24 protein-coding genes are annotated in these 26601 nt (G+C 71.3%); 12 read left to right on the plus strand and 12 right to left on the minus strand.

All coding sequences use genetic code 11. The annotated features are described in order from the left end of the window. The first annotated feature begins 125 nt into the window (after positions 1–125). The 5 genes from ABZW11_RS30315 to ABZW11_RS30335 all read left to right on the plus strand — a co-directional run bounded on the left by ABZW11_RS30315 (position 126) and on the right by ABZW11_RS30335 (position 4448). A complete protein-coding gene (locus tag ABZW11_RS30315) occupies positions 126–479 on the plus strand; it encodes a hypothetical protein (RefSeq protein WP_355424292.1) in 354 nt (117 codons plus the stop codon). Positions 480–700: 221 nt separating this feature from the next. Beyond that, a complete protein-coding gene (locus ABZW11_RS30320; RefSeq protein ID WP_355424295.1) occupies positions 701–2167 on the plus strand; it encodes an ATP-binding protein in 1467 nt (488 codons plus the stop codon). A gap of 66 nt (positions 2168–2233) precedes the next feature. Beyond that, positions 2234–2782 (plus strand): RNA polymerase sigma factor, encoded by a 549-nt coding sequence (locus ABZW11_RS30325; protein ID WP_355424298.1) that lies wholly within the window; start codon positions 2234–2236, stop codon positions 2780–2782. Then, positions 2779–3981, plus strand: coding sequence for a CU044_5270 family protein (locus ABZW11_RS30330; RefSeq protein WP_355424301.1), 1203 nt, complete (start codon positions 2779–2781; stop codon positions 3979–3981). The genes ABZW11_RS30325 and ABZW11_RS30330 overlap by 4 nt, the downstream gene beginning before the upstream one ends. A 113-nt stretch (positions 3982–4094) precedes the next feature. Further along, positions 4095–4448 carry a hypothetical protein gene (locus ABZW11_RS30335; RefSeq protein ID WP_355424304.1) on the plus strand — a complete coding sequence of 118 codons (354 nt, stop codon included), beginning with the start codon at positions 4095–4097 and terminating at the stop codon, positions 4446–4448. On the opposite strand, the gene ABZW11_RS30340 is transcribed toward ABZW11_RS30335, so the two are convergent. The 4 genes from ABZW11_RS30340 to ABZW11_RS30355 form a co-directional block, all read right to left on the minus strand. Beyond that, on the minus strand, positions 4391–4792 hold the full coding sequence (locus ABZW11_RS30340) for a hypothetical protein (RefSeq protein WP_355424307.1): 402 nt from the start codon (positions 4790–4792) through the stop codon (positions 4391–4393). The two genes, ABZW11_RS30335 and ABZW11_RS30340, sit on opposite strands and share 58 nt — an antisense overlap. A 4-nt stretch (positions 4793–4796) precedes the next feature. Further along, the gene (locus ABZW11_RS30345; protein ID WP_355424310.1) at positions 4797–5951 is read right to left on the minus strand and encodes an RtcB family protein; all 1155 of its coding nucleotides are present in this window, start codon (positions 5949–5951) and stop codon (positions 4797–4799) included. Between the two features lie 102 nt (positions 5952–6053). Continuing rightward, complete coding sequence (locus tag ABZW11_RS30350; RefSeq protein ID WP_355424313.1) at positions 6054–6857, minus strand: NAD(P)H-binding protein; 804 nt, start codon at positions 6855–6857, stop codon at positions 6054–6056. 54 nt (positions 6858–6911) lie between these two features. Further along, positions 6912–7532, minus strand: a complete 621-nt coding sequence (locus ABZW11_RS30355; protein ID WP_355424316.1) for a phosphotransferase — start codon at positions 7530–7532, stop codon at positions 6912–6914. Between the two features lie 257 nt (positions 7533–7789). Between ABZW11_RS30355 and ABZW11_RS30360 the strand changes: the two genes are divergently transcribed. Further along, a complete protein-coding gene (locus ABZW11_RS30360) occupies positions 7790–9478 on the plus strand; it encodes an ABC transporter ATP-binding protein (protein ID WP_355424319.1) in 1689 nt (562 codons plus the stop codon). Then, a complete protein-coding gene (locus ABZW11_RS30365; RefSeq protein WP_355424322.1) occupies positions 9479–11362 on the plus strand; it encodes an ABC transporter ATP-binding protein in 1884 nt (627 codons plus the stop codon). Positions 11363–11512: 150 nt separating this feature from the next. Here ABZW11_RS30365 and ABZW11_RS30370 read toward each other — a convergent pair whose 3' ends face one another. From ABZW11_RS30370 to ABZW11_RS30380, 3 genes are all read right to left on the minus strand, one after another. Then, entirely contained in the window at positions 11513–12121 is a 609-nt protein-coding gene (locus tag ABZW11_RS30370) for a VOC family protein (protein WP_355424325.1), read from the minus strand. 74 nt (positions 12122–12195) lie between these two features. Beyond that, positions 12196–13587 (minus strand): alpha/beta fold hydrolase, encoded by a 1392-nt coding sequence (locus tag ABZW11_RS30375; protein ID WP_355424328.1) that lies wholly within the window; start codon positions 13585–13587, stop codon positions 12196–12198. A gap of 155 nt (positions 13588–13742) precedes the next feature. Further along, positions 13743–15809: a prolyl oligopeptidase family serine peptidase gene (locus ABZW11_RS30380; RefSeq protein ID WP_355424330.1), complete on the minus strand. Its 2067-nt coding sequence runs from the start codon at positions 15807–15809 to the stop codon at positions 13743–13745. A 33-nt stretch (positions 15810–15842) separates the two neighbouring features. Here ABZW11_RS30380 and mshB point away from each other — a divergent pair, with 33 nt between their 5' ends. From mshB to ABZW11_RS30395, 3 genes are read left to right on the plus strand one after another with little or no spacing between them, the layout of a single operon-like run. Further along, positions 15843–16748 (plus strand): N-acetyl-1-D-myo-inositol-2-amino-2-deoxy-alpha-D-glucopyranoside deacetylase, encoded by a 906-nt coding sequence (gene mshB, locus ABZW11_RS30385; RefSeq protein ID WP_355424332.1) that lies wholly within the window; start codon positions 15843–15845, stop codon positions 16746–16748. Between the two features lie 11 nt (positions 16749–16759). Next, positions 16760–17185, plus strand: a complete 426-nt coding sequence (locus ABZW11_RS30390) for a DUF6113 family protein (protein WP_355424335.1) — start codon at positions 16760–16762, stop codon at positions 17183–17185. A gap of 9 nt (positions 17186–17194) precedes the next feature. Next, on the plus strand, positions 17195–17689 hold the full coding sequence (locus ABZW11_RS30395) for a flavin reductase family protein (RefSeq protein WP_355424338.1): 495 nt from the start codon (positions 17195–17197) through the stop codon (positions 17687–17689). Positions 17690–17783: 94 nt separating this feature from the next. Here ABZW11_RS30395 and ABZW11_RS30400 read toward each other — a convergent pair whose 3' ends face one another. After that, complete coding sequence (locus ABZW11_RS30400; protein WP_355424340.1) at positions 17784–18518, minus strand: hypothetical protein; 735 nt, start codon at positions 18516–18518, stop codon at positions 17784–17786. On the opposite strand from ABZW11_RS30400, the gene ABZW11_RS30405 reads away from it, so the two are divergent. Together ABZW11_RS30405 and ABZW11_RS30410 are read left to right on the plus strand one after the other, a co-directional pair. Then, positions 18511–18894 (plus strand): hypothetical protein, encoded by a 384-nt coding sequence (locus ABZW11_RS30405; RefSeq protein ID WP_355424343.1) that lies wholly within the window; start codon positions 18511–18513, stop codon positions 18892–18894. The two genes, ABZW11_RS30400 and ABZW11_RS30405, sit on opposite strands and share 8 nt — an antisense overlap. 5 nt (positions 18895–18899) lie before the next feature. Beyond that, a complete protein-coding gene (locus ABZW11_RS30410; RefSeq protein ID WP_355424346.1) occupies positions 18900–19325 on the plus strand; it encodes a hypothetical protein in 426 nt (141 codons plus the stop codon). A 147-nt stretch (positions 19326–19472) separates the two neighbouring features. Here the strand turns inward: ABZW11_RS30410 and ABZW11_RS30415 are convergent, their stop codons facing one another. From ABZW11_RS30415 to ABZW11_RS30430, 4 genes are all read right to left on the minus strand, one after another. Beyond that, complete coding sequence (locus ABZW11_RS30415; protein ID WP_355424429.1) at positions 19473–21980, minus strand: penicillin acylase family protein; 2508 nt, start codon at positions 21978–21980, stop codon at positions 19473–19475. Positions 21981–22088: 108 nt separating this feature from the next. Continuing rightward, the gene (locus ABZW11_RS30420) at positions 22089–22853 is read right to left on the minus strand and encodes a hypothetical protein (protein ID WP_355424349.1); all 765 of its coding nucleotides are present in this window, start codon (positions 22851–22853) and stop codon (positions 22089–22091) included. A 20-nt stretch (positions 22854–22873) separates the two neighbouring features. Further along, a complete protein-coding gene (locus ABZW11_RS30425) occupies positions 22874–24718 on the minus strand; it encodes a sigma factor-like helix-turn-helix DNA-binding protein (RefSeq protein WP_355424351.1) in 1845 nt (614 codons plus the stop codon). Between the two features lie 48 nt (positions 24719–24766). After that, a complete protein-coding gene (locus ABZW11_RS30430; RefSeq protein WP_355424354.1) occupies positions 24767–26599 on the minus strand; it encodes a UvrD-helicase domain-containing protein in 1833 nt (610 codons plus the stop codon). Between the last annotated feature and the right edge of the window lie 2 nt (positions 26600–26601).

Here is a 26601-nt window from a genome sequence, read left to right on the forward strand (position 1 = left end):
GTCCCGTGCGGAGACGGCGGTCCATTGACGCCATCTCAACCGCGGGATCGTCTCCCGACGGGTGGTGACCGTAACGGTCTTCCTGCAGGGCTTGGCCGCCGGAGAAGTCCATCGAGGTCCAGGGCGTGTCCGACCTCGTGGTGCACCAGGCTCGCGGAGACATGATCGCGGGTGCCGAGAGCGATGATCATCGGTGTACAGAGGCCCGGAATCACGTCCCACTGAGGAGATGTCGGATCATCCGGGCGGACGGGCTGGCCGCGCAGGTGGCCGAGGTGGTCAAGGTCGCATACGGAGCCCTCGCCCACCCAGATCGCGTCGAAGTTCTCCGCCAGCCGGGTGGCGATGTAGGCAGGCAGTTCGGCGCCCTGCTGATCCGCCCCGACGGCATCGTCGCCCGGGCCGACGACCACGACCCCGGTCAGGAGGCGTTCCCGCACGCCGCGACCCGCTGGTTCGGAGCCTCCTCGACACGGTGAACGGCAAGATCACAAAGAAGTGCTCGTTCTACCAGAACGCCGCGCCCCTCGGGGGCCTCTCCCTCGAACGCGAGGCAGCACGCGCCCAGTAGAACGCGGGAGTGGCGGCGTCATGTGATCATCCCCGCCATCGGACAGCCGCTCCCTCAACAGGCGAAGCTGATAATGATAGGTACAGCTATCATAATTTCAGCTACCATTATCAGCATCGGGAGTCAGGTGTGGAGAAGCCGGAGCGGTTGTTCGCGCGTGACGAGGAGTGGGAGGCGCTCGCCGACTTCGTCGCGGCACCCACCATGGGCGCCACTCTCGGGCTGATGTACGGCCGGCGCCGCCAGGGCAAGACGCTCATGCTCGAACTCCTCGCGCAGGCGACCGGTGGCCTGCTCTTCGCCGCGACCCAGCAGAGCGAGCCCCAGAATCTCGCCGATCTCGGCGCCGCCTACGCCGCTCATCGCGGGCTGCGGCAGCCTGTCTCGTTCGGCGGATGGCGGGAGGGGCTCGACGAGCTGCTCCGCCTCGGGGAAGAGCGCGCCGTTCCGGTGATCATCGATGAGTTCCCCTACCTGGTCGCGGCCACGCCGGCGCTGCCGTCGTACCTGCAGCAGGCGCTCAGCCCGACGGGGCACGCCAAGGAGCGCACCCGCACGCGCCTGATCCTCTGTGGCAGCGCGCTCACCACGATGGCCGAGCTGCTAGGCGGGGGAGCGCCCCTACGTGGGCGGGCGGTGCTCGAGCTCGTGGTGCGCCCCTTCGGCTTCAGGGACGCCGGCGCGTTCTGGGGGCTGACGGCGGATCCTGAGCTGGCCTTCCGGGTGCACGCCCTGGTCGGCGGCACACCCGCGTACCGGGAGATGAGCGGTGGCGCGGGGCCTGACGAAATCGACGCCTTCGACCGCTGGGTGCAGCGCCGGTTGCTGAACCCGGCGTCGGCCATGTTCCGCGAGGGCGGGTTGCTGCTTCGTGAGGAGCCGTCGATCGCCGACCCCAGCTCGTACGCCGCCGTCCTGGCCGCCATCAGCGCGGGCAACCACCGGCGCACGGAGATAGCGGCGGTCCTGGGACGGCCGGTCAGCGCGCTGGGTCACCTGCTCTCAGGTCTGCGCGGCATCGGCCTGGTCGAGCAGGTGGACGACGCCCTGCGGCAGAAGCGCAGCGTCTACCGGATCGCCGAGCCGGTCGTCCGGCTGCACCAGCTCATCACGCAGCGGCGCGAGCCCGAGCTGGTGGCGGGCAGGGCGGCGCAGGTCTGGCGGTCCAGCGCCGACACGGTGGCGTCCAAGATCTACGGCCCGCACTTCGAGGACCTCGCCCGCGAGTGGTGCTTCCTGCACGCCTCGGGCGACACCTTGGGTGGGTTCGCGAGTGCCGTCCGGCCGAGCGAGGTGAGCTGCCAGGCGCACCGGCGCCGGCATGAGCTCGACGTCGTGGTCACCGAGACGGCCTCGTCGCAGCGGGATCGCATCACCGCCATCGGCGAGGCCAAGGGCACGCTCGCTCCCATGGACATCACCCAGCTCCAGCGGCTGGAGCACCTGCGCGCGCTGCTGCCCGACGATCGGGTGGACGGGCCGCCCAAGTTGCTGCTGTTCGGCAGGGCGGGGTTCACGGGAGAGCTGGTGGAGGTGGCGCGCGGGCGGCGGGACGTGGAGCTGGTGGATCTGCACCGGTTGTACGCGGGCGATTGATTCTTTCTCGAAGAAGGCGGTAACAAAGGGGCGGTTCGGACCACTTCCCGGTGTCAGGAAGAAACGATGTCCGAACGAAGGGGCTGGGCGGTGGCGGATGATGCGCACCGGTTCACCGGCATGTACGACGCATGCCGGCAACGCGTGTGGGCGTACGTGGTCAGTCGCGCCGGGCGGCAGGTCGCCGACGAGGTGGTGAGCGAGACGTTCGCGATCGCCTGGCGGCGGCTCGACGACGTGCCGGAGCCCGCGCTGCCGTGGCTGCTCGGCGTGGCCAGGAACGTGCTGCGCGACAACGTACGCGCGGAGCTGCGCCGCGAGGCGCTGGCGGCCGAGCTGCGGGCCTGGACCGAGGGCGACGTGGCCGAGCAGGTGAGCGAGCGGCTCGGGGTGCTGCGGGCGCTGGCCGCGCTGCACGAGGACGACAGGGAGATCCTCGTCCTCGTCGCCTGGCACGGCCTGTCGCCGAAGGAGGCGGCCAGGGTCGTCGGCTGCTCGCCCGCGGCCTACCGCGTACGCCTGCACCGGGCCCGCAAGCGGCTGAAGCAGGCCATGGAGACGGAGCCGGCGCCGAAGCGGTCCCACGTGCGGAATCTCAGCGAGGAGTGGTCATGAACCCGATGGAGGAGCTCCGGGCGGCCAGGCCCGCGCATCTCGATGAGCGGCAGGTGGACGAGCAGACCCGGGCGGTGGAGCTGGCCAGGGCGATGGCGCGGCCGCGCGAGCCGAGACGCGGGCGCAGCCGTGTGGCGCGGCCGGTGTGGGGGTTCGGGCTCGCGGGCGCGGTGGCCGCCGCGGCGGCGGTGGCGATCGTCGTCTCCGGCAACACCGCCGTCCCCGACCCCGGCGTGCGGCACGCGGTGGCGACCCAGCAGACCCCGACCGAGCAGACCCCGACCGAGCAGACCCCGACCGAGCAGACCCCGACCGAGCAGGCCCCCACGGTGCGGCTGTCGGCGCGTGACGTGCTGCTGGCCGCCGCCGAGAAGGCCGGACGGCAGGTGGAGGGTCGCGGCGACTTCTGGCACAGCGTCACGATCAGCAGGAACGTGTACGTCGCCGAGGACGGCTACCGCGTCGTCGACCGGTCGAGCAGCGAGCAGTGGACGCCCGCCGATCCCAAGGGCGAGCAGTGGTGGCGTACGCGGTCGCTGGGCGTGCAGCCGATGACCGACGCCGACAGGCGGGCGTGGGAGGCGGCGGGCAAGCCGTCCGAGATCGTCGTGCGGATGCCCGCGAAGGACAGGAAGAACAAGCCGGGCAGGCTCACGCTGCCCACGACGCCGCGCCCGGAGCGGTTCGACAGCAGCAAGCTGGTGGACGGCCACGTGTTCTGGCTGGGCCGCAACGTCACGATGAAGGACCTGCGCGGGCTGCCGGACGAGCCGGAGGCGCTGAAGAAGTGGCTCATGGCGTCGTACGCCGGGCACGGGACGGAGTCCACGAGCGAGGAGATGACCGGCGACGCCTGGCTGTTCAAGGTCGCGATGGGCCTGATCATGGACATGCCGGTGACGCCCGAGGTACGCGGTGCGGCCTTCCGCATGCTGGCCGACCTGGACGAGGTGGAGGTGACCGCCGGCGTCACCGACGCCGAGGGGCGGCAGGGCACGGCGGTGTCCGTACGCGAGACCTACCCCCAGGGCGGCGTCTCGGACAACCGGCTGATCTTCGACGAGACGACCGGCCGTCCGCTCGCCAACGAGCACGTGGTCGTGCGGCCCGGCGGTTACCAGGCGGGGCTCGAGCCGGGCACGGTGTGGAACTCCAACGCGGTCATCGAGGCGGGCTGGACGGACACGCTGCCCCGCTAGGAGAGGTCCCAGGCCCGGGCGAAGGTGTCCACGGCCGAGGTCGCCATCGCGCGCAGCTCGGCGTCCACCAAGGTGCGGGTGCCGAGCTGCGCATCGGCCCCGACACCCCCGAGGTGTGGCCGGCCCTGGCGGCACTGACGTTCGGGCTGGGCAGCGGCTGCTTCGGCGCGCCCACCATGGGCTCTCTCTACCGCACACTCCCCGGGCCGATGGTGGCCCAGGGCAGCTCCGTGCTGTACATGCTCAACCAGCTCGGCGCCGCCCTGGGCGTCGCCCTCGTCACGCTCGTCGTCCAGACCGCCGCCGACACCATGAGCGGGCTGCGCGGCGTCTTCTGGATCTCGTTCGCCGCCGTCGTGGTCGTCCTGGCGCTCATCCCGCTGCTGCCGGGCCGGGCAGCGGCGGCGGCTCAGGCGGAGGCCGTGCCGTCCGCGGGGACGAAACCCCACAAGAACGGAATCAGGTAGCGCGGCGGCTCGCCTAGGAAGGCCGTGAGATCCTCTTCGGAGACCTCCAGCGTGACGGCCGAGCCGGACCGCCCCGGCTCCCAGCCCCGCTCCAGCGCCCGCCTGACGCAGGCGGCCACCAGAGCGGGCGTGACCGGGATCGTACGGTGACCCAGCCAGTTGTCCGGCCGGGCGCACGGCAGCGACACCACCAGGACGTTCGCCGGCTCCGCCGCCCGCTCGACCGCGAACGTCAGCGGCGTCCACCCGTTGCCCTGGCTGTAGGACGGCTTGCGGCGCACCCGCCAGCGGTAGGAACCGCCGTCGACGGTGATGCGTCGCGAGCCCTTCTTCGGCATCGCCACCGGCTCACCCCTTGTAGTTGAAGATCTGGCGCAGCGTGTGCTGCACCTCGACCAGGTCCTGCTGGTCGGCCATGACCTGGTCGATCGGCTTGTACGCCTCCGGATGCTCGTCCACCAGGGCGGCGGCCCGGTCGGCGTTCCAGGTGCGGCCGCTCATCGCCTCGGTCAGGGACCGTGCCGACAGCTGCTTCTTGGCCTTCGTCCGCGACATACGCCGCCCCGCCCCGTGGGAGCACGAGTGGTAGGAGTCGGGGTTGCCGCGCCCGCGCACGATGTAGGAGCGGGTGCCCATCGAGCCCGGGATCACGCCCTCGTCACCGCGGTCGGCCTTGATGGCGCCCTTGCGGGTGATCCACAACGACTTGCCGAAGTGGGTCTCCTGCTGGGTGAAGTTGTGGTGGCAGTTGATCGTACGGACCCGCTGCCCCTTGCCGACGACCTTGAACAACGCGTTGATCAGCACCCGGTCCATCCGCGCCCGCGAGGCCATCGCGTAGCGCTGCGCCCACAGCATGTCCTCGATGTACGCGGTGAACTCCGGCGTGCTCTGTACCAGGTAGGCCAGGTCGGGGTCCTCGAGACCGACGGCCTGCTTGCGCATCAGCTTCTTCGCGCCCGTGATGTGGAACTGGGCGAGCTGGTTGCCGATGCCGCGCGAACCCGAGTGCAGAACCGTCCAGACCCGGTCACGCTCGTCGAGGCAGACCTCGACGAAGTGGTTGCCGGAGCCGAGGGTGCCGAACTGGTCGGCGACCTTCTTCGTCTGCTTCGGGTTGAGGTCGGTGTGAGGCAGGCCGAGCTCGCTCAGCGAACGGTCGATGCCCGGGTCGTCGTGACCCTTGCCGACGCCGGCCGGGATGCGGCGCTCGACCATGGGCATCAGCGCGGCCAGCGTGTCGGGCAGGTCGGCGGCCGTGAGCGTGGTCTCGGTCGCCACCATGCCGCAGCCGATGTCCACGCCGACGGCGGCCGGGATGATGGCGTTCTCGGTCGGGATCACCGAGCCGACCGTCGCACCGATGCCGACGTGAGCGTCAGGCATGAGAGCGACGTGACCGGCGACGAATGGCAGGCGGGCGGTGCGTGCGGCCTGCATGATCGCGCCTTCGTCGATCTCGCTGGCCCACGACAGCAGGTTCGGTGCGGGCTGGTTCGGCATGAAAGGAATCTCCTCACTGAGTCGTGATCAGTGTGTCGTGACCCGAGAGGATTTCCCATCTATTTTACCGTTCGGGGCCTGGTCAGGCCCTGAACGACCAGGTCAGCGCCATGCTCCTGCCGCCGCGGCCTGGGCCGCGTACGTCTCGAAGGGTTTCGGCGGGCGGCCCGTCACCTCGGCGACCACCTCGGAGACCGGCTGGTCGCCGAGTGCGCGCAGCGCCGCGAACGCCTTCGCCGCCCCGATCGACTCCTCCGAGAAGGCGTTGGCCGCGATGTAGTCCTCCTCGCCGCCCCGGTAGCGCACCTCGCGGCCGATCTCGCGGCCGATGATCTCGACGGCCTCGCCGAACGACAGCGAGCGCGGGCCGGTGATCTCGTACGAGCGGCCGGCGTGACCGTCCTGGGTCAGCGCCGCCGCGGCCACCGCCGCGATGTCACCCGCGTCCACGAACGCCTGGCCCACGTCGCCGAGCGGCAGCAGCAGCTCGCCCGCCATGATCGCGGGACGCAGGAAGCCCTCGTCGAAGTTCTGGTCGAACCAGCTCGGCCGCAGGATCGTCCACGCGGCGCCGCAGTCGCGCACGGTGCGCTCGGCGGCCTGCAGGCGCTCGTCGCGCATCGCCTCGATGCCGCCGCTCGACAGCAGCACCACCCGCGTCACGCCCCTGGCGACCGCCAGGGACACGAACTCCGGGTCGATCGGGACGCCGTCGGGCGCCATGAGGTAGAGCGCCGACGCTCCGGTGACGGCAGGCTCCCAGGTGGCCTGGTCGGACCAGTCGAACCTGGTCTCGCCGCTCCTGGAGGCGGCACGGACGGGGTGATCGGCGTCGCGCAGGATCTTCGCCACGCGGCGGCCGGTGGAGCCGGTGGCACCGAGGACAAGGATCACTTGAGAGGTCATCCCCGCACTCAAGCAAAGCCCACCGACAGAAACCGTCCATGGTGTGCCGGTGGGTCACTCCGTCCAGGCGGTGGTGGCGTCGAGGCGGGTGCGCCACAGCTTCTCGCCGTCGCCGCCCGGCTCCCAGCGGGCGCAGAAGTCGAGCAGGGCGCGGCAGCGGGCCACCATGGCGGCGTGGCGGTCGGGCCAGGCGGGCACGGGGTCGCCGTACGCGGCGAAGAAGCGCGGCAGCAGGGCCACGTGCTCGGGATGGTGGCTGCGCACGATCCACTCCACCCAGGCGAGGTCCTCGACCGGCCGCCCCGGGTGCGCCCACTCCCAGTCGAGGATGGCCGCGGTCTCGTACGTGGCCGGGTCGAACAGCATGTTCTGGGGCCCGTAGTCGCCGTGGACGATGCCGAGCCGGTGGATGCGGGCCAGCATGCGTCCGCACTCGGCGAACACCTCCTCGGCCCGCCCCTCGTCGAGGAGGTCCTGGCCGTGCAGCCCGTCGACGTAGCGGGTGGTCAGGCTGGTGTCGGTGACCTGGTGGACGCGGGGAACGGGCAGGCGGCCGCGCAGGCGGCGCAGGTAGCGGCTCTCGGTGGTCAGCCTGAAGGCCGCCTCGGGACCCTGGTAGCACTTCACGACCAGGGCGCCGTCGCCGAACGTGCTGTTGGTGTACCCGTGCTTCACAAGGGTCGATTCTGGCGTACGCGTACCCTCGCCGGGCGCTGCGCCGCGCGATCCGGGCGGCTCCGATACACGATGTAAGGACGGTACAAATGCCCCAACAGGGCGGAAAATCTGGGCACCGGGAGGCTGGACGGGAAGCGTCCGGCGCACCCCATCCGCCCCGGATGTGCACCTTGTAAAGATTGCGGGCGGGGTTCTTGTAACTGGATGAAAACGGTTTGCCGGTCCAGGTGACGCCTTGTCAAGGTGGTCGAGCTATGCGCTCCCTTCCTGAGGCCGATCCCGGCGTGCCCGACATCCGCAGCCCGCTCCGCTACCTGTGGTGGAACGCCGGGCGCCAGGCGTCGTCCCTGCTTCTCGGCATCGGCTTCGCCGTGCTGTGGTGGCTGGTGCAGGCCCTCATGCCGGCCGTGCTCGGGCAGGGCATCCAGGCCGTCACCGCCAAGGACACCCCGTCCCTGGTCACGTGGTCGGCCGTGCTGTTCGGGCTGGGGCTGATCCAGGCGTTCAGCGGCATCATGCGGCACCGCATGGCCGTCTACAACTGGCTGGCCGCCGCCTACCGCACCGTCCAGCTCACCTCCCGCCAGGCCGCCAGGCTCGGCGCCACGCTGCCCAAACGCCTGTCCACCGGCGAGGTCGTCAGCGTCGGAAACTCCGACATCGCCCACATCGGCAACAGCATCGACATCCTGCTGCGCGGCACCGGCGCGGTCGTCGCCATCGTCACCGTCACGGTGATCCTCATCTCCACCTCGCTGCCGCTCGGCCTGCTCGTGCTGGTCGGCGTGCCGATCTTGGCCGCCGCCGTCGGGCCCCTGCTCCGCCCGCTCCACCGGCGCCAGCGCCGCCAGCGCGAGCTGACCGGCGAGCTGTCCACCCGCGCCGCCGACATCGTCGCCGGGCTGCGGGTGCTGCGCGGCGTCGGCGGCGAGCAGGTCTTCTCCCGGCGCTACCGCGACGAGTCCCAGGGCGTACGCGGGGCGGGCGTCCGCGTCGCCGGCGTCGAGTCCGTGCTCGAAGGCGCCCAGATCGTGCTGCCCGGCCTGCTCATCGCCCTCGTCACCGGCATCGGCGCCTCCTTCGCCGTCGCCGGCGACATCCCCACCGGGCAGCTCGTCGCGTTCTACCTCTACGCGGTCTTCCTCATCGGCCCCATGCGCACCCTCACCGAGGCCGCGGACAAGCTCACCAAAGGCCACGTCGCCGCAGGCCGGATCATCCGCATCCTGTCGCTGGAGCCCGAGGTCACCGGCGGCACCGGCAGCAGCGCGGGCGGCGTGCTGCGCGACTCCTACAGCGGGGTCACCCTCCAGCCCGGCTGGCTCACCGCCGTCGCCGCCGCCACGCCCGGCGACGCCATCGCCATCGCCGACCGGCTCGGCCGCTACGCCGACGGCGACGTCACCTTCGGCTCCGCCGAGCTGCGCGCCCTCCCCATCGACGAGGTGCGCTCCCGCATCCTCGTCGCCGACAACGACGCCCGGCTGTTCAACGGCCGGCTCCGCGACGAGCTCGACGTCCGCGGCCAGGCCACCGACGAGGACATCCACCGGGCCCTGCGCGCCGCCTGCGCCACCGACATCGTCGAAGCCCTGCCCGACGGGCTCGACACCGAGGTGGCCGAGGCGGGTCGCGAGTTCTCCGGCGGCCAGCAGCAGCGGCTGCGGCTCGCCAGAGCGCTGATCACCGACCCCGAGGTGCTCATCCTCGTCGAGCCCACCAGCGCCGTCGACGCCCACAGTGAGGCCCGCATCGCCGAACGCCTCGCCGCCGCGCGCGCCGGCCGCACCACGCTCATCTGCACCACCAGCCCGCTCGTGCTCGACCGGGCCGAACACGTCATCTATGTCGAGGAGGGCCGGGTGCTGGCCGAGGGCACACATCGGCAACTGCTCGACGGCTCGCCCGCCTACGCGGCGACCGTGACCCGCGGGGAGGACTGAATGGCACGCGAGATCCTGCCGGTCGCCGATCGCAGACAGGTGCGCGCCTACGCCAGGCGGCTCACCCTCAAATACCCGCGCGAGCTCGGCTTCGCCCTGCTCCTGCACGGGCTGGCCGCCGTCACCGGCCTGCTCGTCCCGTGGCAGCTCGGCGAGCTGGTGCAGAACGTCCAATACGGCTTCGCCGTCGACGTGCCACTCGTCGCCGCCGCCATCGGCGCGTTCCTGCTGCTCCAAGGCGTCCTCGTCCGCTACGCCGTGCTCGCCTCCGCCAAGCTCGGCGAGAAGGTGCTGGCCGAGCTGCGCGAGGAGTTCGTCGACCGGGTGCTCGGGCTGCCCCTGTCCACCGTCGAACGCGCCGGCTCCGGCGACCTCATCACCCGCACCTCGCGCGACGTCGACGCCCTGTCCCGCACCGTGCGCCACGCCGTGCCAGAGACGCTCATCGCCATGGTCACCTTCGTGATCACCATCGGCGCGCTGCTGCTCGTCAGCCCGCTCCTCATGCTCCCCATGCTGGTGGCCGGGCCCATCATCCACATCGCCACCCGCTGGTACCTCGCCCGCGCCCGCGACGGCTACCTCCGCGAGAACGCCGCCTACGCCGACATCACCGAAGGGCTCGCCGAGACCGTCGAAGGCGCCAGGGCCGTCGAGGCGCTGGGGCTGCGCGAGCGCCGCCGGGCCCGCACCGACGCCGACATCACCCGCTCCTTCGCCGCCGAACGCTACACCCTCAGCCTGCGCACCACCTGGTACCCAGCGGTCGAGCTCGGCTACGTGATCCCGGTGGTCGCCGCCCTCCTGGTCGGCGGCCTCTTCTACACCAGCGGCTGGGTCTCCCTCGCCCAGGTCACCACCGCCGCCCTCTACGCCCAGCAACTCATCGACCCCCTCGACCGCTTCCTGATGTGGATCGACGAACTCCAGGTGGGCGGCGCCTCAATGGCCCGCCTGCTGGGCGTGGCCAACGTCCCCGACGACCGCACCCCCAAAAGCACTCCCACGAACGGCTCCGCCCCCACCACCCCAAAGCCCGCCGCCCTCGAGGCGCCCACCACCCCGGCGACCACCTCCGGCGACGCCTCGGGGACCAGGTCGGGCGGCCGCTTCCCGGCCGCTGGTGCGGGGTCTGCCGGGGAGGTGTTGCGGGCCTCCGATGTGCGTTATGCCTACCGTGCGGGACGGGATGTGCTGCACGGTGTGTCGTTGACCATTCGGCCTGGTGAGCGGCTTGCCATGGTGGGGCCGTCCGGGGCCGGGAAGTCGACACTCGGACGGTTGCTGGCCGGCATCCACGGTCCTCGCACCGGGTCCGTCACCGTCGGCGGAGTGCCCCTGGTCGACCTGCCGCTCGACGAGCTGCGGGGCCAGGTCGCCCTGGTCACCCAGGAACACCACGTGTTCAAGGGCACCGTCCGCGACAATCTCATCATCGCCCGGCCCGACGCCGCCGACTCCGCCGTGGTCAAGGCCCTGGAAGCCGTCGACGCCCTCGACTGGGTGCTGGCCCTGCCCGCCGGTCTGGACACCGAGGTCGGCTCCGGCGGCCTCACCGTGTCACCGGCCCAGGCCCAGCAGCTGGCCCTGGCCAGGCTCGTCCTCGCCGACCCTCACACCCTCGTGCTGGACGAGGCCACCTCCCTCATCGACCCCCGTGCCGCCCGCCACCTCGAACGCTCCCTGGCCGCCGTCCTGGAGGGCCGCACGGTCATCGCCATCGCCCACCGCCTCTACACCGCCCACGACGCCGACCGGGTGGCCGTCGTCGAGGACGGGCGCATCACGGAGCTGGGCTCGCACGAGGAACTGGTGGCCGCGGGCGGCTCGTACGCGGCCCTGTGGCGCAGCTGGCACGGCACTCCCACCACCACCCCGTCCTAACGCCCAGAAAGGCCGAAACCAGAACCGGGACCTGATGGGTGTCGGGGGAGTGCCGGCTGTTCTGGTCGTGAGAGCGCTGTCTCCGTTCTGTGGGTGAGGGGGCCGGCCCGATGGTGGTGCCTTGGGTGACTGGGCGGTGGGGCCTGACGCTCAGGTCAGGGTCAGGGAGCCGGGGGTGGATCTCAGGACGGCTGTGAGGGTGGGGGTGGTGCCGTGGGTGAGGTCCAGGTCGACGTTCAGGGCTGAGAGGGACTTTTGTGCCGCTTCCACGTCGGGGTGGCTGGCGCGGAAAGAGGTCAGTTCGACGTTCGGCAGGCCCGAGGCCGTGGGGTGGTGGGTGGTGGACCAGTCGATGAGGAAGGGCACTACGCCTGCTGTTGCCGGTGGGGTGAGGCGCCAGGTCAGCAGGTCGCCTGATGGGGTGCGGCGGGACATGTCCTGGGGGTCGCCGGGGTCGTAGCCGTGGGCGCGGGCCCGGGTGACCACTGCGTCGATGTCCGTCACCGCCACTGCCCAGGTCACCAGGCGTGCGCTGGTCAGCGTGTCTATGCCGAAGGGGCGGGGGACGGGCGGCTGCTCCTGGTCCGGGTCGGGGCCGATGACCTCCAGGTAGGCTCGGCCGCCCAGCCCCAGGAGGCGGTTACGGGTGCCCAGGCCGGGGTGACGGCCGCCCTCGACCATCTGTACGCCGAGCTGCTGTTCGATTTCGGCCACGGTGGTGTCGAGGTTGGGCGTGGCGTAGACGAGGTGATCTAGCATTCGGTCTATCTAGCCACTTCGCAGCTCGGTATTCGGTGTCGGGACGTGATCTCTCACCTATCACCGCCAATCGCTCAGCATTTCGTGTTCTTCGGGGGGAGGGCGGCCGTCGTCAGGTAGGTGTCGATGTGGTCGCGGGCACAGGTGTTGCTGCCGTAGAGGGTGTGGCCGGGGCCGTCGTGGCGGATGACGACGCTGCCGGGGACCTGGGACAGGACGCGTTCGGTCGAGTCGGACTCGTTCCAGGCGCCCGCGCCCAGCAGCGGCGGGAGGCCCTTGGGGAGGGCGGCCGGGGGGTTGGTGACGGGGACGGGCCAGCCGATGCAGTTGAGGGTGGCCGAGAGCGAGGTGTTGGCGGCGCCCGTGCTGGGGGCGATCTTGCGGAGCCGGGCCAGCGTGGTGGTCAGCTCTTTGCGGGTGGCGGGACGGGGCCAGTCGGTGCATTCGGTGACCGGAGTGGCCTGGTCGGGGTAGCGGGCGCCCCTGGCGGGGACGAAGCCGGAGGCGTCGCCCTCGGCGGCCTTGCGGATGGCCTCGGCGAGCCTGGGCCAGGCGGGGGCGCCCTGGCGGGCGAGGCCGAGGGCGAAGGACTGGAGGTCGATGGCGCGGTAGGCGACGTTGGCCGTGCTGGTGGGGATCGGGGTGCGGTCGGCGCGGGCGATCAGTCTCCGCCAGAGGGCGGGCACGTCCTTACAGCCGTTGGCGGCGCACCAGGTGAAGAAGCGGCGCATCGACTGCTCGTGGGACCTGGCCGTGGCCTCCAGCTCGCGGGACCAGTCGGCGGTGCTGTGGTTGAGCGTGCCGTCGAGGACCATCGTGCGGACGCGGCCGGGGTGGAGCCGGGCGTAGGCCTGGCCGAAGAAGCCGGCGTAGGAGGCGCCGTAGTAGTTGAGCTTGTCGGCACCCAGGGCCTTCCTGATCGCCTCCATGTCTCTGGCGTGGTCGGCCGAGCTCATGTTGGCGAACAGCTCGGGGTCTTTGAGCCGGCAGGCCTCGGCGTAGCCGCGGTTGGTGTCGGACAGGCGGCCGAAGTCGGCGTCGTCGCGCGGGACGCCGGCGATGGGGATGCGGGTCCAGGTGCAGGGCAGGCCGGTGCTCAGGCCCTGGAACTGCTCGCCGTAGCCGCGAGCGTCCCACGTGATGACGTCCATCGTGCGGCGGAGCTTCGTCCACCAGCCGGACAGCTGCTGGGTCATGGCGATGCCGGGGGCGCCAGGGCCGCCGTACGCCACCAGCACCTGGCCCTTCGAGGCACCGGTCGCCTTGAGCCGGCCCACCTTGAGGGTGATCTTGCGGCCGTCGGGTTTCCGCCAGTCGACGGGGACCGGCACGTCGGCGCACTCCATGCCGCCCTGCGGGCAGGGTTTCCAGGTCAGCGAGGACGGGGGGTCGGCCGTCGCCGCCGAGGCGGGACCCGCGAGGGCGGTCGTGAGCAGGGCCAAGGTGAGGGTGAGCGGCTTCAGCATGGCGATCACGATGCCGGAACGAGGCTGCCGGGCGCGTCGGACCAGGGTTTGGTTTTCGGGGGCCGGATGTCAGACCTGGGTTGGACAGACCCAGCACGTACGCGAAAAGGCCGGGCGTGGTGTGGACCCCGCCCGGCCCGCGCGGAACAGAAGCACTACCCCAAAGACTTCTTCAGGAAGTCCACCTGCAACAGCAGCAGGTTCTCGGCCACGACCTCCTGCGGCGTCATGTGCGTCACCCCCGACAACGGCAGCACGCTGTGCTGCCGCCCGGCCGCCAGCAGCGCGGACGACAGGCGCAGCGTGTGGGCCGACACGACGTTGTCGTCGGCCAGGCCGTGGATCAGGAGCAGGGGGCGTTCGAGCTTGGCCGCGTCGGCGAACAGCGACGACTTCTCGTAGACCTCCGGCTGCCGGCCAGGGTCGCCCAGGTAGCGCTCGGTGTAGCACGTGTCGTACAGCCGCCAGTCGGTCACCGGCGCGCCCGCCACGGCGGCGTGGAAGACGTCGGGGCGGCGCAGGACCGCGAGCGCGGCCAGAAAACCGCCGAACGACCAGCCCCGGATGGCCACGCGGGACAGGTCGAGGTCGTCGGGGTATTGCTCGGCGACGCCCTGCAGCGCGTCGATCTGGTCCTCGAGCGCGGGGGTGGCGAGGTCGTTGAGCACGGCGCGCTCGAAGTCGACGCCCCGCCCCGGGGTGCCGCGGCCGTCGGCCACGATGACCGCGAAGCCCTGCTCGGCGAACCACTGGCTCTCGAGGTAACCCCCGCGCCGGTTGAGCACCCGCTGGGCGTGCGGCCCGCCGTACGGGTCAAGGAGGACGGGCAGCTTGCGCGAGCCCTGCTCGTGCCACGAGGGCAGCACCACGGCGGTGGCGAGCTCGCGCCGGCCGGAACGGCCGATGGAGACCCGCAGGTCGAGGCCGGGACGCTCGGCGAAGGACGGGATCGGGACGGCCATGCCGTCGCGGCGCACGACCGTGGTGGAGACGCCTTCGGCGTCGAGGCTCTGCTCGGTCAGGACGCCGACACCGCCCGACATGCGCCCCGAGAACACCCCGGACCGGGTCGAGACGGGCAGCAGCGAGTGGCCGTCCCACGTCCAGAGCTGGATCTCGGTCGGGTCGCCGCTGGCGCTGAACAGCACGCTGTCGTGATCGACGTCGAGCACCGCGCGCACCTGGAGGGTCGGCGGCGTGACCGCGCGGTCGCCGACGAACAGCCGGTGGCCGCCCTCGGAGTTGGCCACCCACACCAGGGAGCCGTCGTCGAGGTGGGCGGGCACGCCGGTGACGATGTCGACCCAGGCGGGGTCGGTGTCCTCGCGGACGAGCGTGGTGGCGCCGGTGGCCGGATCGACCTCGAACAGCCGCATCGTGCGCTGGTCGCGGGTGAGCGTGACGATCGACAGCGCGTGGGAGTCCCAAGCCGCGGTGGTGAGATATTCCTCGTCGTACGGCACCGCCACCCGCGACCCGTCGAGCCCCAGCACGAACAGCTCGGTGACGGCGTTGGGCGTGCCGGCGGCGGGATAGCGCTGGGCCGTCGCGGGACGGTCGGGGTTGGCCGGGTCGGCGATGTGCCACACCTGGACGGGAGCCTCGTCGGCGCGCTCGACCAGCAGCGCGTCGCTCGACGGCGCCCACCAGTAGCCGCGCATCCTGTCCATCTCCTCGGCGGCGATGAACTCGGCCAGTCCGTACGTCACCGTCGGCGACTCGGGCTCGGCCAGCGCGCGATCATGCCCGGACGCGAGGTCCTGGACGCGCAGCGCGCCCCCGGTCACATAGGCGACATGCCGCCCGTCGGGGGACAGCCGCGGGTCGATGACCGCCCCGGGCGTGTCAAGCCTGCGCGCCTGCCCGCTCGCCAGCTCCACCACGTAGAGCGCGCCGGACAGCGCGAAGCAGGCCCTGCTCAGGTGGGCGTCGGACGCGTAGGCCACCACCCCGCCCGCGGCCTCCCTGCTGCGCTCGCGCCGCGCACGCTCCTCGGGCGGGAGGTTCTCCTCCTCGTCGCCGTGCAGCTCGCGCGGGTCGACGACCAGGCGTTCGACGTGGGTGTCGGTGTCGAGCTCCCACAGACAGGTCACCGGATCGGTGCCCGTCCTCGTCCGCAGGAACACCACCCGGCCGCCGTCCGGGGAGATCGTGAAGCCTCTGGGAACGCCCAGCGTGAAGCGGCGGGTTCTGGCATTCAGGCGCGGGAAGCTCTCGCTCATGGCCTCAATCCTGCCATTGCTACGCTCGTGGACATGACTGACCGACGGCTGCTGCTCGTGCACGCCCATCCGGACGACGAGTCGATCGGCACCGGCGCCACCATGGCGAAATACGTCGCCGAGGGCGCCCACGTGACGCTGGTGACCTGCACGCTCGGCGAGGAGGGGGAGATCATCCCCGGCGACCTCGCGCACCTGGCCGCCGATCGCGACGACGCGCTCGGGCCCTACCGCGTCGGCGAGCTGGCCGCCGCCTGCCAGGCGCTCGGCGTGGAGGACCACCGCTTCCTTGGCGAGCCGGGCCGCTGGCGCGACTCGGGCATGATGGGCGTCGCCTCCAACGACCACCCGAGGGCGTTCTGGCGCGCCGACCTCGACGAGGCGGCGGGCGAGCTGGTCAAGGTCATCCGCGAGGTACGCCCCCAGGTCCTGGTCACGTACGACGACAACGGCTTCTACGGCCACCCTGACCACATCCAGGCCCACCGGGTTGCGCGCAGGGCGTTCGAGCTGGCGGCGAAGGCCGGCTACGGCGAGGGCGAGCCGTGGCAGATCGCGAAGTTCTACCACACGGCCGTGCCCAGGTCGATCATGCGGCGCGGCACCGAGGCGCTGCGCGAGGCCGACACCGGTTTCCTCATCGAGGACGTCGAAGACATGCCGTACGGCTGCGCCGACGAGGACGTCACCACCGAGATCGACGCGCGCCCCTGGATCGGCAACAAGATCGAGGCGATGCGCGCCCACGCCACCCAGATCACCGTCAGGCCGCCCTGGTACGCGCTCTCGAACGACATCGGCCAGGAGGTGCTCGGCGTCGAGCACTACACGCTGGCCATGGGCGTGCCGGGCCCGTCGGTGCCCGGTCCGCCCGTCGACGCCGGTGGCCTCGGTGAGCCGCACACCCGCGAGAACGATCTCTTCGCGGGCATCCACTAACCTCGTTCGACATGGAACATCGCAGCCAGGCCGAGTCGGCGCTGGGCGGGGCCGCCTACGGCATGCTGTTCGTGCTCGGCGTCGTCATGGCGGTCGTGGGCGGGTTCACGCATCCCGAGTGGCAGGCCGGGCCGGTGCCTTTCGCCGCCGTGATCTGGGTGGTGGCGTTGTTCGGGGTGTGCCTGGGCGCGGGCAAGATGATGAGCGCGCGGCTCGGGGCCATGGTGACGGCGCTCGGGTGGCTGCTGGTGACCATGCCGTTCACGCTGGAGATGGGGTCGGGCGACCTGGTGATCGCGGCCGGCACTGCGGGCTATGTCTACCTGTACGGCGGTTTGGTGAGCCTTGTCGCCGCTTACCTGCTTTCGCCCTCATCAGGAGGGGGTTCGTGGCTTCTGCGTGGGTACCCCGTTAAAGAATCAGACGTAGAGGCATAAAGTAGCTGAGTGCATTCCATAGAGCGGCACGTAGACCCTGCAACGTACCGTAAGGTCGTCGGCCGCTTCGCCACCGGAGTCGCGATCGTGACGACCAGGCTCGGCGACGTCGATCACGCGATGACGATCAACTCCTTCACCTCCGTCTCCCTCGACCCCCTGCTCGTGCTGTTCTGCGCGGAGAAGGTCGCGCGCTTCCACGACGCCGTGCTGGAGTCAGGGGTGTGGGGCGTCTCCGTGCTGCCGGCCTCCATGGAGGACGCCTCCCGCTTCTTCGCCCACCGCGGGCGGCCGCTCAACGGGCAGCTCGCCACCTGGCCGCATCACCGGGGCGAGTCGGGCGTGGCGCTGTTCGACGACGCCCTCGCCACGCTGGAGTGCGCCACTACGGCGGTGCACGACGGCGGGGACCACTCGATCGTGGTGGGCGGCGTCACCGCCATCGACACCCCCTCGGACGGGGCGCCCCTCCTCTACCACGAGGGCCGCTACAAGTCGCTCTGACGGCTTTCCCATGGCGGGGGCATGGCGGGGGGCATGGCGGGGGCATGGCACGGGCCAGGCGCTTGGCCTGGCCCGGTCATGTGAGACGGCCCCGTTACTGAGCCGGAGTGGTCGCCGTCTGGGACGGGTCGGCCGGGGTGGTCTCGGTCGGGGTCTGGGTCGGGGTTTCGGTCGGGGTCTCGGTCGAGGTTTCCGTGGAGGTCGGGGCGTCCGTGGGCTCCTCCGTCGGCTCGTCCGTGGGAGGCTCCGACGGCGGGGGACAGGTCGGGATCGCGTCCGTCGGGGTGTCCGTCGGCACGTCAGTGGGCGTCTCGGTCGGGAGGACCGGGACGGAAGGCGTCGGGGTGCCCGTCGGTGTGTCCGTCGGTGTGTCCGTCGGGGTGTCGGTCGGTGTGTCCGTGGGCGGGTCCGCCGGGGTCTCCGTCGGTGCCGGGGTCTCCGTCGGCGTCGGCTCCGTGGTGGGCGGATCCGACGGAGCGGTCGTGTCGGTCGGCGGAAGGGTCTCGGTGGGTTGGACTGTGGGCTCGACGGTCGGCACGTACGGCTGACAGGTGACGGTCACCGTCGGGCCGGGCTCGGTCACCGTGACGGTCTCGCGTACGGTGACGGTCGGCAGCGGCGCGACGATGGCGGCGGCGTCCCCGCGCTTCTTGTACGTGCCCCAGCCCAGCCGCGTCCTGGCGCTGGCCTCACCGCCGACCACGATCAGGTCGACGGTGGCCGTCTTGCACGACCGTCGCTTGCACACCCGCTGCTTGACGTTGAAGAAGGCCGCGCCCTCATGGGTGATCGAGACGTTCAGGTAGGAAACGCCCCTCCTCTTGACCACCGACGTCTCCGCGGTGTACTCCCCGATCGTGGGGCTCGGAGTCGGGGTCGGAGTCGGGGTCGGAGTCGGGGTCTCGGCGGGCGTTGACACCGGTGGCGACGTCGCGGGCGACGTCGCGGGCGGCGACGTGGGTGGCGACGCTGGCGGCGAGGTGGTGGGGTCGGCGGCGGCTAAGGCCACACGCGCGTGGGAGGAGTGGTCAGTGGCTCGTAGGGGTTCGGACGACGATGTCTGGGTGATCGCGACTCCGCCGGCTCCTGCCAGTGCGACGGTGCCGAGCAGCGCGCCCAGGATGGAGAATCTCATAATCCTGCTCTTGTGGGAGATTTCAGGACGGGGATCATTGGTCCGACTTGTCAACCTTGGTCAAGACTGAGACGCATGGACAGGCGCTTCCGGTTCCGGCGAGTGGCGAACTATGTGAATCTTTCTACGCCGCTCGGATTGCTGATCGCCGTCATAGGCAGCGCGACCAGGGAACCTGGCCCTGACGGGCTCGTCCTGGCCCTCGGCTACCGTTACCGTTTCCCGGTCGCGGGCGCGTTCACCGTCGGAAACGTGGTCCTGACCAGCGGAAACACGCTCAGCGAGCAGCTCATCCTGCACGAAGGACGGCATGCCACGCAGTGGGCCTGGTGCGCCGGCCTGCCGATGGTGCCGCTCTATTTGTTGTCGATGCTGGTGTCCGTGATGATGTGCGGACATCAGGCGTCGTACAACGTTTTCGAGCGCTTGGCCGGGCTCGATGACGGCGGTTATCCGCGTAAGGCGGTGTGGTGGCGCAGGAGCAAAGGCAGCACGAGTTGACGGACTCTTGTCAAGGCCGCCGCCTCATTGGAGCGCCAGCTCAGCAAAAATTCGGCCATTCCGGTACGGACGTCCGCGCCCCCGCGTTGTCGGCCTGGAATGTCAAGCTGGGCGGTGCGAAGCGTGGGCATCGCACCGCCCGCCCGGTCATGGGTTCAGCTTGAGCGTGTGGGTGGCCGCCTTCTTCACGGCGGCGGGGGAGGAGAGCATCGGCTGCAGGTCGCCGCGGGCCCAGGCCGCCGCCTGGTCCCAGTAGTTCTCGTGGTATGCGTGCCCTGACGCCCCCGTGAGGTTGATCCACTGGGACTTGTCCAGGTCGGACAGGTCGACGATCATCCGCATCGACGGCACGGCGGTGATCTCGTACCCGCTCTGAACGTTCCAACCGGTCGCGTTCACCGCGTCCTTGCCACCGGCGACGCTCAGCGGCCCCCGGTTGAACAGCGCCTCCACCGGCTCGATGCCCGAGGTGCCGAGCGAGCCGTTGACCAGCTCCAGCGTGTGCAGGTCGCCCCACCGCCACTTCTTGACGTCCTCGCCGAGCCGGTCGGCGAGCTCCTGGTGCGCGGAGGCCATCGCCAGGCGCAGGATGTCGTCGCGGGTCTCGGTGTAGCCCTTGGTGGTGACGTCGTCCCAGTACGGGTCGTCGGGCGCGTCGAGCAGCCGCCTGACCACCTCGTACCAGCGGTCGCCGCCGGTCGGCCGGGCCCCCTCGGGGAGGTCGTCGTTGAAGGTGAGCATGAGCAGGTGGCGCCAGACCGCGTTGAAGTACGCGGCGGGCGCCGAGCCGGCGCTCTGGGTGCCGTCCCACGACGTCAGCAGCTCCCTGGCCTGGACGGCGGGACCGGCCAGGTCCACCCGCTCCAGGGCGGGCACCAGCGTCTCGGCGAAGCCGTCGGCGGTGTCCTGCTGGATGCGGGCCATGTCGGCCGCGTCGATGGGGCCCTTCTTGATCGCGTCGCGGATGAGGCTCCTGATGCGCTCGGAGCGGTAGCCGTAGGCCCAGTCCTGGGTGAGCAGGGGCTGGTAGCGGCCGGGGTCGATGACGGCGTTGTTGGCGGTGACGATGAAGCCGTCGGCCGGGTTCTCGATGCTGGGGAGCTGGTCGTACGGGATGGGGGCGGGCTTCCAGTCGTACTCGCCGGTCCAGCCGGGCACGGGCCAGGTGCCGTCGCCGTTCTCGCGTACGGGGATGCGCCCCGGCGCCTGATACCCGATCTTCCCCGAGGTGTCGGCATAAATCAGGTTCTGGGCGGGCACCTCGAACAACGCCGCCGCCGCCTTGAACTCGTCCCAGTCCTTCGCCCTGTTCAGCGCGAAGATGGCGTCGGCCGTCCGCCCGGGGGTCAGCGCCGTCCACTGCAGCGCCACCGCGTTGGCCTCGCCGCTCGGCTTGGCCCCCGCCATGACGTCGTTGATCAGCGGCCCGTGCACGGTGCTCTTGACGGTCAGCGTGACCGTCTGCCCGCCGGCCACCTTGATCTTCTCCTCGCGGACGTCCAGCGGCAGCTGCTGCCCCTTGTAGCGGTACGCGTCGCCCTCCACCTGCTCAAGGAAGAGGTCGGCGACGTCGGGCCCCAGGTTCGTGAACCCCCACGCGATCTTGTCCGTGTGCCCGATGATCACGCCGGGCACGCCGGAGAAGGTGAACCCCGTCACGTCGTACGGGCACTCCTCGCTCACCTTCCTGCAGTGCAGCCCGGCCTGGTACCACACCGACGGCATGTTCGGCGCGAGGTGCGGGTCGTTGGCGAGCAGCGGCTTGCCGCCGGCGGTGTACTCGCCGGAGACGACCCAGGAGTTCGACCCGATGCCCGCGCGGTCGGCCGCGCTCATCGTCTCGGGCACGTCCGACAGGGTCTTCGCGGCCTGCGTCAGCGCCCGGGCGGCCCTGGTCCGCTGCTGGGGGCCCTGCTGCTGGGGCAGGGGACGCTGCTCGAAGCGGCCCTGACGGATGCCGCCCTCGTTGACGATCGGCGCGTGCCGGTCGAACGGATAGCCGGGGTAGAGCTGCTCGACCCGCTCCCTGGGCAGCTTGGTCAGCGCCAGCGCCCGGTCGATCTCGTCCTCCATGTTGGAGCGCAGGTCCCACGCCATGGCCTTCAGCCAGGCCAGCGAGTCGACGGGGGTCCACTTCTCCGGCTTGCCGCCGCTGCCCTGGAGCTTGAGCAGCGAGTACTCCAGGCTGCGGTCGGAGGCGTTGGGGTTGGCGGCCAGCCAGGCGTTGACGCCCTTCGCGTACGCGGCCAGGAAGTCGCGGGTCTCCTGGGCCAGCTCGGGCAGCTCCTGTTCGGCGACCCGGCGCCAGCCCATGGTCCGCAGAGCCTTGTCGTTGTCGAGGGTGGCGGCGCCGTAGACCTCCGACAGGCGGCCGGCGGTCAGGTGGCGGCGGAAGTCCATCTCGTAGAAGCGGTCCTGGGCGTGCACGAAGCCCTGGGCCATGAAGAGGTCGGCGGCGGTGTCAGCGTAGATGTGCGGAATTCCTGATTTATCGCGATAAATCTCCACAGTTCCTGACAAGCCGGGTAGCCGTAACGACCCGTCCACTTGCGGGAACGACCTGCGCACCGTGTAGACGAGAACCCCCGCCAGCACCACCGCCAGCGCCAGCAGAACGATCAACACCCGAACGAACCACCGCAAGGGCCACGGCATCCACGCAAAGGGCCTCACCGCCACCTCCTTCATGCCGAACTGGCATCAAGTTTGGCAGTTCGCGATCACTCCTCAGACCCGGGGCCGACGAAGCAGCAGGTCAGAGCCTCAGGTCCGGATCTTGCCGATGTCGCTCGACAGGTCGAGCCCCAGCAGGGAGTCGAGGTGCAGGAACGTCTCGAACTTCGCCCCCGGCGTCACCGACGCGTCGCTCTCCAGCTCGTCCAGCACCCGCAGGGCGGCGGGCGTGTCGAGGTCGTCGTCGAAGGCCGACTCGGCGCGTTCGGCGTACGCGGTGGCCATGGGCGCGCTGACCGACTCCGACCACTCGGCCACCCCGGCCCGCCACCGCCGCACCCTGCCGTCGGCGGCCCGCAGCGTGTCCCACGTCAGGTCGAGCGGCCGCCGGTAGTGGCTCTCCAGGAACGCCATCCGCACGGCGAGCGGATCGAGCCCGGCGTCGGCCACGTCGGAGAGCAGCGGGGCGTCGCCGGCGAACCGCACGCCCTCGGCGGGCACCCAACGGCCGCGCACGTCCTCACGGGGAACGGCCCCACCGACACAGAGGTCGATCCGGGAGCCCAGCTCCTCGATCGGCTCACCGGCCTCGGGCACGTGCTCCGCCGGCCGCAGATTGAGCGTGGCGGCGTCGGCGCGGAAGGCGTCTTCGTCGTGGACGGCGTCGCGAGCCGCCACGACCCGCACCCTGCGCCGCTCCAGCGCCCGCCTGATCAGGTCGGACACCAGGAAGGTGCGCAGATCGCCCACGTGTGCCCGGCGAGCGGCCGTGGGCCCGCACGTGTACAGCCGCAGCGCCCGCCCGGCGGCGATCTCCTCGACCTGCCCGGCGCGCGTGTCGTAGATCCGCACCATCACCCGAGCTTAGCCCGGCCTCACGCGCCCAGGAAACCGAGGATGTCCCTGTCGCCGCGCTCGCGCAGCCTGGCCAGCACCTCTTCGCTGCTCGCCATGTCGGACAGCCCGATCCTGGCGCCGATGAGCCGCAGGCCCTCCAGCTCGGAGCTGACCGGAGCGGTGTAGCCGAGCAGGTAGAGCGCCCGGTTGACGGGCGGCATCCCGGGAGGGGCCGCGGGCAGGTAGCGGGTCAGCAGCTCGCCGCCGTCGGAGACGGTCAGGAACACGTGGTCGCCCTCGCTCGCCTTGTACTCCGCGAGCACGTTCCTGATCGACCCCATGGTGGGCTGGTTGTGCCAGCTGATCACCACGTCGCCCGATGGAGCGGAGGCCGTGAGCTGCCCGCCCGGCGCCATCCCGAGGTAGGCCGCGAACCCGGTCGGCAGCGGCGAGCCGGAGCCGCGCAGGTGCTCGGCGTTGATGTCCACCCGGTGCCACCAGCGGCCGTCGCGGGAGCGGAAGCTGCGCCGCGTCTCCGAGACGTCCTTACGCGGCTGGTACGGCTCCGACTCGCCGCCGGGAGCGGTGCCCGCCACCCTGATCCAGCCCCGCTGCGTCCGCTCGAACCCGGGACCGCCCGAGTACGCGCGCACCGAGCTCTCGCTGACGTCGTAACGCGAGGTCAGGTTGGCCACGATCGTGCTCACCGACGCCTCACCGCCGGCCCGCTCGATCTCCCTGGCGATCATCTCCCTGATGCCCAGGTATTCGTCGCCGCCCCACCGCGTCAGCCCGTACTTGTTGCGGTCGACCCGGCGGAAGCGGTCGTCGGCGGTGAGCTGGTTGCGGATGCCGACCAGGCTGTAGTCCTCGCCGATGCGCTCCTGGATCTCCTCGGGCGACAGCGGCGTGCCGGCCACCGCGAGCACCGCCTCGGCCTTCTCGTTGATGCTGCGCGGCCACGGCACCACGTGCCGGCCGAGCACCCGTAGCTGCGGCACCGCGAGGATCCACCGTTCGGCGACGTCCTCGCGTACGCCGAGCTGCGCCACCATGGTGATGGCCTCGGGCAGCGGGCGCGGCCCGTCGGCGAACAGCTGGCGGGTCTTCTCCCGCAGGTCGTCGGCGCCGCCCGCGACCAGCCAGCCGTCGGACTGCTCGTAGCCGGTCAGCAGCGTACGGATGAAGCGCCAGGCCGGGATGCCCAGCGAGCGCAGCTCGGCCCCGTGCCACGGCACGGCCGCCTGGAGGTCGTCGGCCGGCACGGCGGAGCCCAGCCGCCCGCGCAGCCACACGACGTGGGCGGCCAGGGCGGCGGTCTCGGGCTTGGCCAGCCACGCGTCGACGTGCTCGCGCAGGTCGCGCTCGATCTGCCTGATGCGCTCGCGGGTGACCGAGAACCGCTGGGCCAGCTCGTCGAGCGTGGCCCTGCGGGTGGCGTACAGGCGGTCGCGGGCGATGGCCCGCTGCCGGTCGTCGAGGCCGCCGAACAGCTCGTCGATCAGGTCGGGCAGCGGCTTGTCCGGACGTGAGGGCGCGGGGACGGCCTCGGGCACGGGCTCGAGCAGCCGGTCGAAGACGCCGGTGAACAGCTTCTGCACCACGTCCTTGCCCAGAGTCTCCGGCGACCGCTCGGCCTCGGCGGGGTCGGAGAAACGCAGCAGGGGCAGGATGTCGCCGAGCATGAGATGCCCCCAGCACGCCACGGCGAGGTCGGCCAGGTGGCCCGCCACGGTCTGCGCGCCGACGATGGCGCACGCGCGATCGAGCGGGATCGCCTGCCACCAGGCCTCGGGCAGCTGGGGCTCCTCCACGATCGGCGCGATCTGACCAGGAGAGGTCCAGCGCAGGGGTGGAGCGAGGTCGCTCAGGCTGAGGTTCATTGAGGTCCAACCGGCAATGGGAATATATCCGCAGTTCAGACTATGTGATCAGAGGGGTAGAAACGGGCTTCCTCTTCCGGAATGCGAGATATAGAGCATCGAACGGGCACGGGTGCAGGCGACGAACAGTATGCTCCGTTCGCGTTGCAGCGCACGAGCCCGCGCGTACGGATCGGGCTCCGGGTCCTGTGGCGGCGGTTCTGGAACGATGCCTTCGGCGACGCCGATCAGCGCCACCCGCTCGAACTCCAGCCCCTTCAGATGCTGGAACGTCAGCGCCCGCACGTCCAGCCCGTCGAGCGCCTTCTTGGCCTCCCGGACCAGCCGCTGGTTCCTGGCCCCGACGGCGATCTCGGCCGGTGAGACGCCGCCGGCCAGCCACGACTCGACCGTGGCGCGCAGGCCGGCCAGCTCCGCCTCCTGCGAGTCGTACGCCCTGACGACCGGGCGCTCGCCGTGATGCGTCGCGCTGTAGTCGTACATGTCGGTCACGCCTTTGACGAGCCCGGGGGAGGGGCCGCCGCCGCGCAGCCGTACGACGAAGGACAGCAGCTCCTGCGGCAGCCGGTAGGAGACCCCGAGCAGGTGCTGGTCGGCGGGGATGCCGACGGCGCCGAGCGCCACCCGCGTGTCGGTCACCCGCTGGTGCGGGTCGCCCACGATGAACAGGTCGTCGCGCGCCCGCGGCACCACCGCGCGCAGCAGCCGCCACTGCGCCGGGCTGACGTCCTGCGCCTCGTCCACCACCACATGACGGTACGGCTTGAGCGCCGGATCCACGTCGTCCAGGAGATCGCCCGTGGCGATCGACAGCACCCGCAGCGCCTCGTCCGTGAGCTGGGCCAGCGACCGCGCGCCCGGCCCCACCAGCGCGGGACGCCGTCCCTCCGCGGCGGCCACGATGCGCACCGCCAGCCGCTCGGCGTTGTCCACCTCGACCCGCTTGCGCACCACCTCGTCCTCGATCAGCAGGTCCAGCCTGGCCGACAACTCCTCGGCCAGGCTCTGCGAGAACGTCACCAGCAGCACGGGACCCGCGCCGCGCAGCGCCAGGTGGGCCGCCCTGTGCAGGGCGATCACCGTCTTTCCCGTGCCCGCGCCGCCGATCACCAGCACCGGGTGGTCGTACCGCGCCGCCTTCGCCAGCCGGTGCTGCGCGGGACGCAGGAACGTGCACCACTCGGGCGCCGCGAGCACCCGGTCGAGCGCCACCTTGTCGGGCACGAACACCGCGCGGTCGGGGCTGCGCCGCAGGGCCGCGTACAGGTCGCCGGTGTCGATCGGGCCGGCGTCGCCGGTCGAGGCCCGCCAGGCGTCCAGCTCGCGCCACGCCTCGGCCATGGTGCCGCCCCTCGCCAGCACCGCCAGCGGGGCGTACTGGGTGGGCGGCAGCAGCGGCTCAAGCGCGGCCACGTCCGCCTCGGTGGTGATCAGCCGGAACAGCGGCAGCGCGACCCCGTCCAGGCCCAGGCCCAGCAGGTCGCCGTCGCAGATCGCGTCGAACAGCCGCGACGGCCGCACCGAGCGGCGTAACGCGGGCTCCACCCGCTCCAGGGCCTCGGCGTCCCACTCCTCGACGACGCCGATCACCGGGTTGACGCCGTAGCGGTGGCGGCGGGCGTACGACCAGGCCTCAGGGTCGGGCAGGACCGTACGCAGCCAGTAGACGTCCCGCTGCCGCACCACCACCCCGCGATGGCCCGGCGCCAGGCGCAGCGTGGCCACCCTCGGGTCCCTGGCGCCCCGCACCCGCTCGGGATGCGGCGCGCCCGGCACGTTCAGCAGGAACCGGCGCAGCGCGACCACGGCGTCCCTGCGCACCGGCTGGGCCAGTGCGCTGAGCTCCCCGGGAAACCCGGGGCCGATCGCGAGCCGCGGCACCG

It is taken from the genome of Nonomuraea sp. NPDC004580 (assembly GCF_040609855.1).
Lineage (GTDB): Bacteria > Actinomycetota > Actinomycetes > Streptosporangiales > Streptosporangiaceae > Nonomuraea > Nonomuraea salmonea.

Coding starts and splice junctions, on each gene's coding strand:
- ABZW11_RS30365 (WP_355424322.1), top strand. CDS start 9,479: ATGGCACGCGAGATCCTGCCGGTCGCCGATCGCAGACAGGTGCGCGCC.
- ABZW11_RS30345 (WP_355424310.1), bottom strand. CDS start 5,951: ATGCCGAACCAGCCCGCACCGAACCTGCTGTCGTGGGCCAGCGAGATC.
- ABZW11_RS30375 (WP_355424328.1), bottom strand. CDS start 13,587: ATGCTGAAGCCGCTCACCCTCACCTTGGCCCTGCTCACGACCGCCCTC.
- ABZW11_RS30410 (WP_355424346.1), top strand. CDS start 18,900: ATGGACAGGCGCTTCCGGTTCCGGCGAGTGGCGAACTATGTGAATCTT.
- ABZW11_RS30420 (WP_355424349.1), bottom strand. CDS start 22,853: ATGGTGCGGATCTACGACACGCGCGCCGGGCAGGTCGAGGAGATCGCC.
- ABZW11_RS30425 (WP_355424351.1), bottom strand. CDS start 24,718: ATGAACCTCAGCCTGAGCGACCTCGCTCCACCCCTGCGCTGGACCTCT.
- ABZW11_RS30415 (WP_355424429.1), bottom strand. CDS start 21,980: ATGCCGTGGCCCTTGCGGTGGTTCGTTCGGGTGTTGATCGTTCTGCTG.
- ABZW11_RS30370 (WP_355424325.1), bottom strand. CDS start 12,121: ATGCTAGATCACCTCGTCTACGCCACGCCCAACCTCGACACCACCGTG.
- ABZW11_RS30325 (WP_355424298.1), top strand. CDS start 2,234: ATGTCCGAACGAAGGGGCTGGGCGGTGGCGGATGATGCGCACCGGTTC.
- ABZW11_RS30390 (WP_355424335.1), top strand. CDS start 16,760: ATGGAACATCGCAGCCAGGCCGAGTCGGCGCTGGGCGGGGCCGCCTAC.
- ABZW11_RS30360 (WP_355424319.1), top strand. CDS start 7,790: ATGCGCTCCCTTCCTGAGGCCGATCCCGGCGTGCCCGACATCCGCAGC.
- mshB (WP_355424332.1), top strand. CDS start 15,843: ATGACTGACCGACGGCTGCTGCTCGTGCACGCCCATCCGGACGACGAG.
- ABZW11_RS30330 (WP_355424301.1), top strand. CDS start 2,779: ATGAACCCGATGGAGGAGCTCCGGGCGGCCAGGCCCGCGCATCTCGAT.
- ABZW11_RS30380 (WP_355424330.1), bottom strand. CDS start 15,809: ATGAGCGAGAGCTTCCCGCGCCTGAATGCCAGAACCCGCCGCTTCACG.
- ABZW11_RS30350 (WP_355424313.1), bottom strand. CDS start 6,857: ATGACCTCTCAAGTGATCCTTGTCCTCGGTGCCACCGGCTCCACCGGC.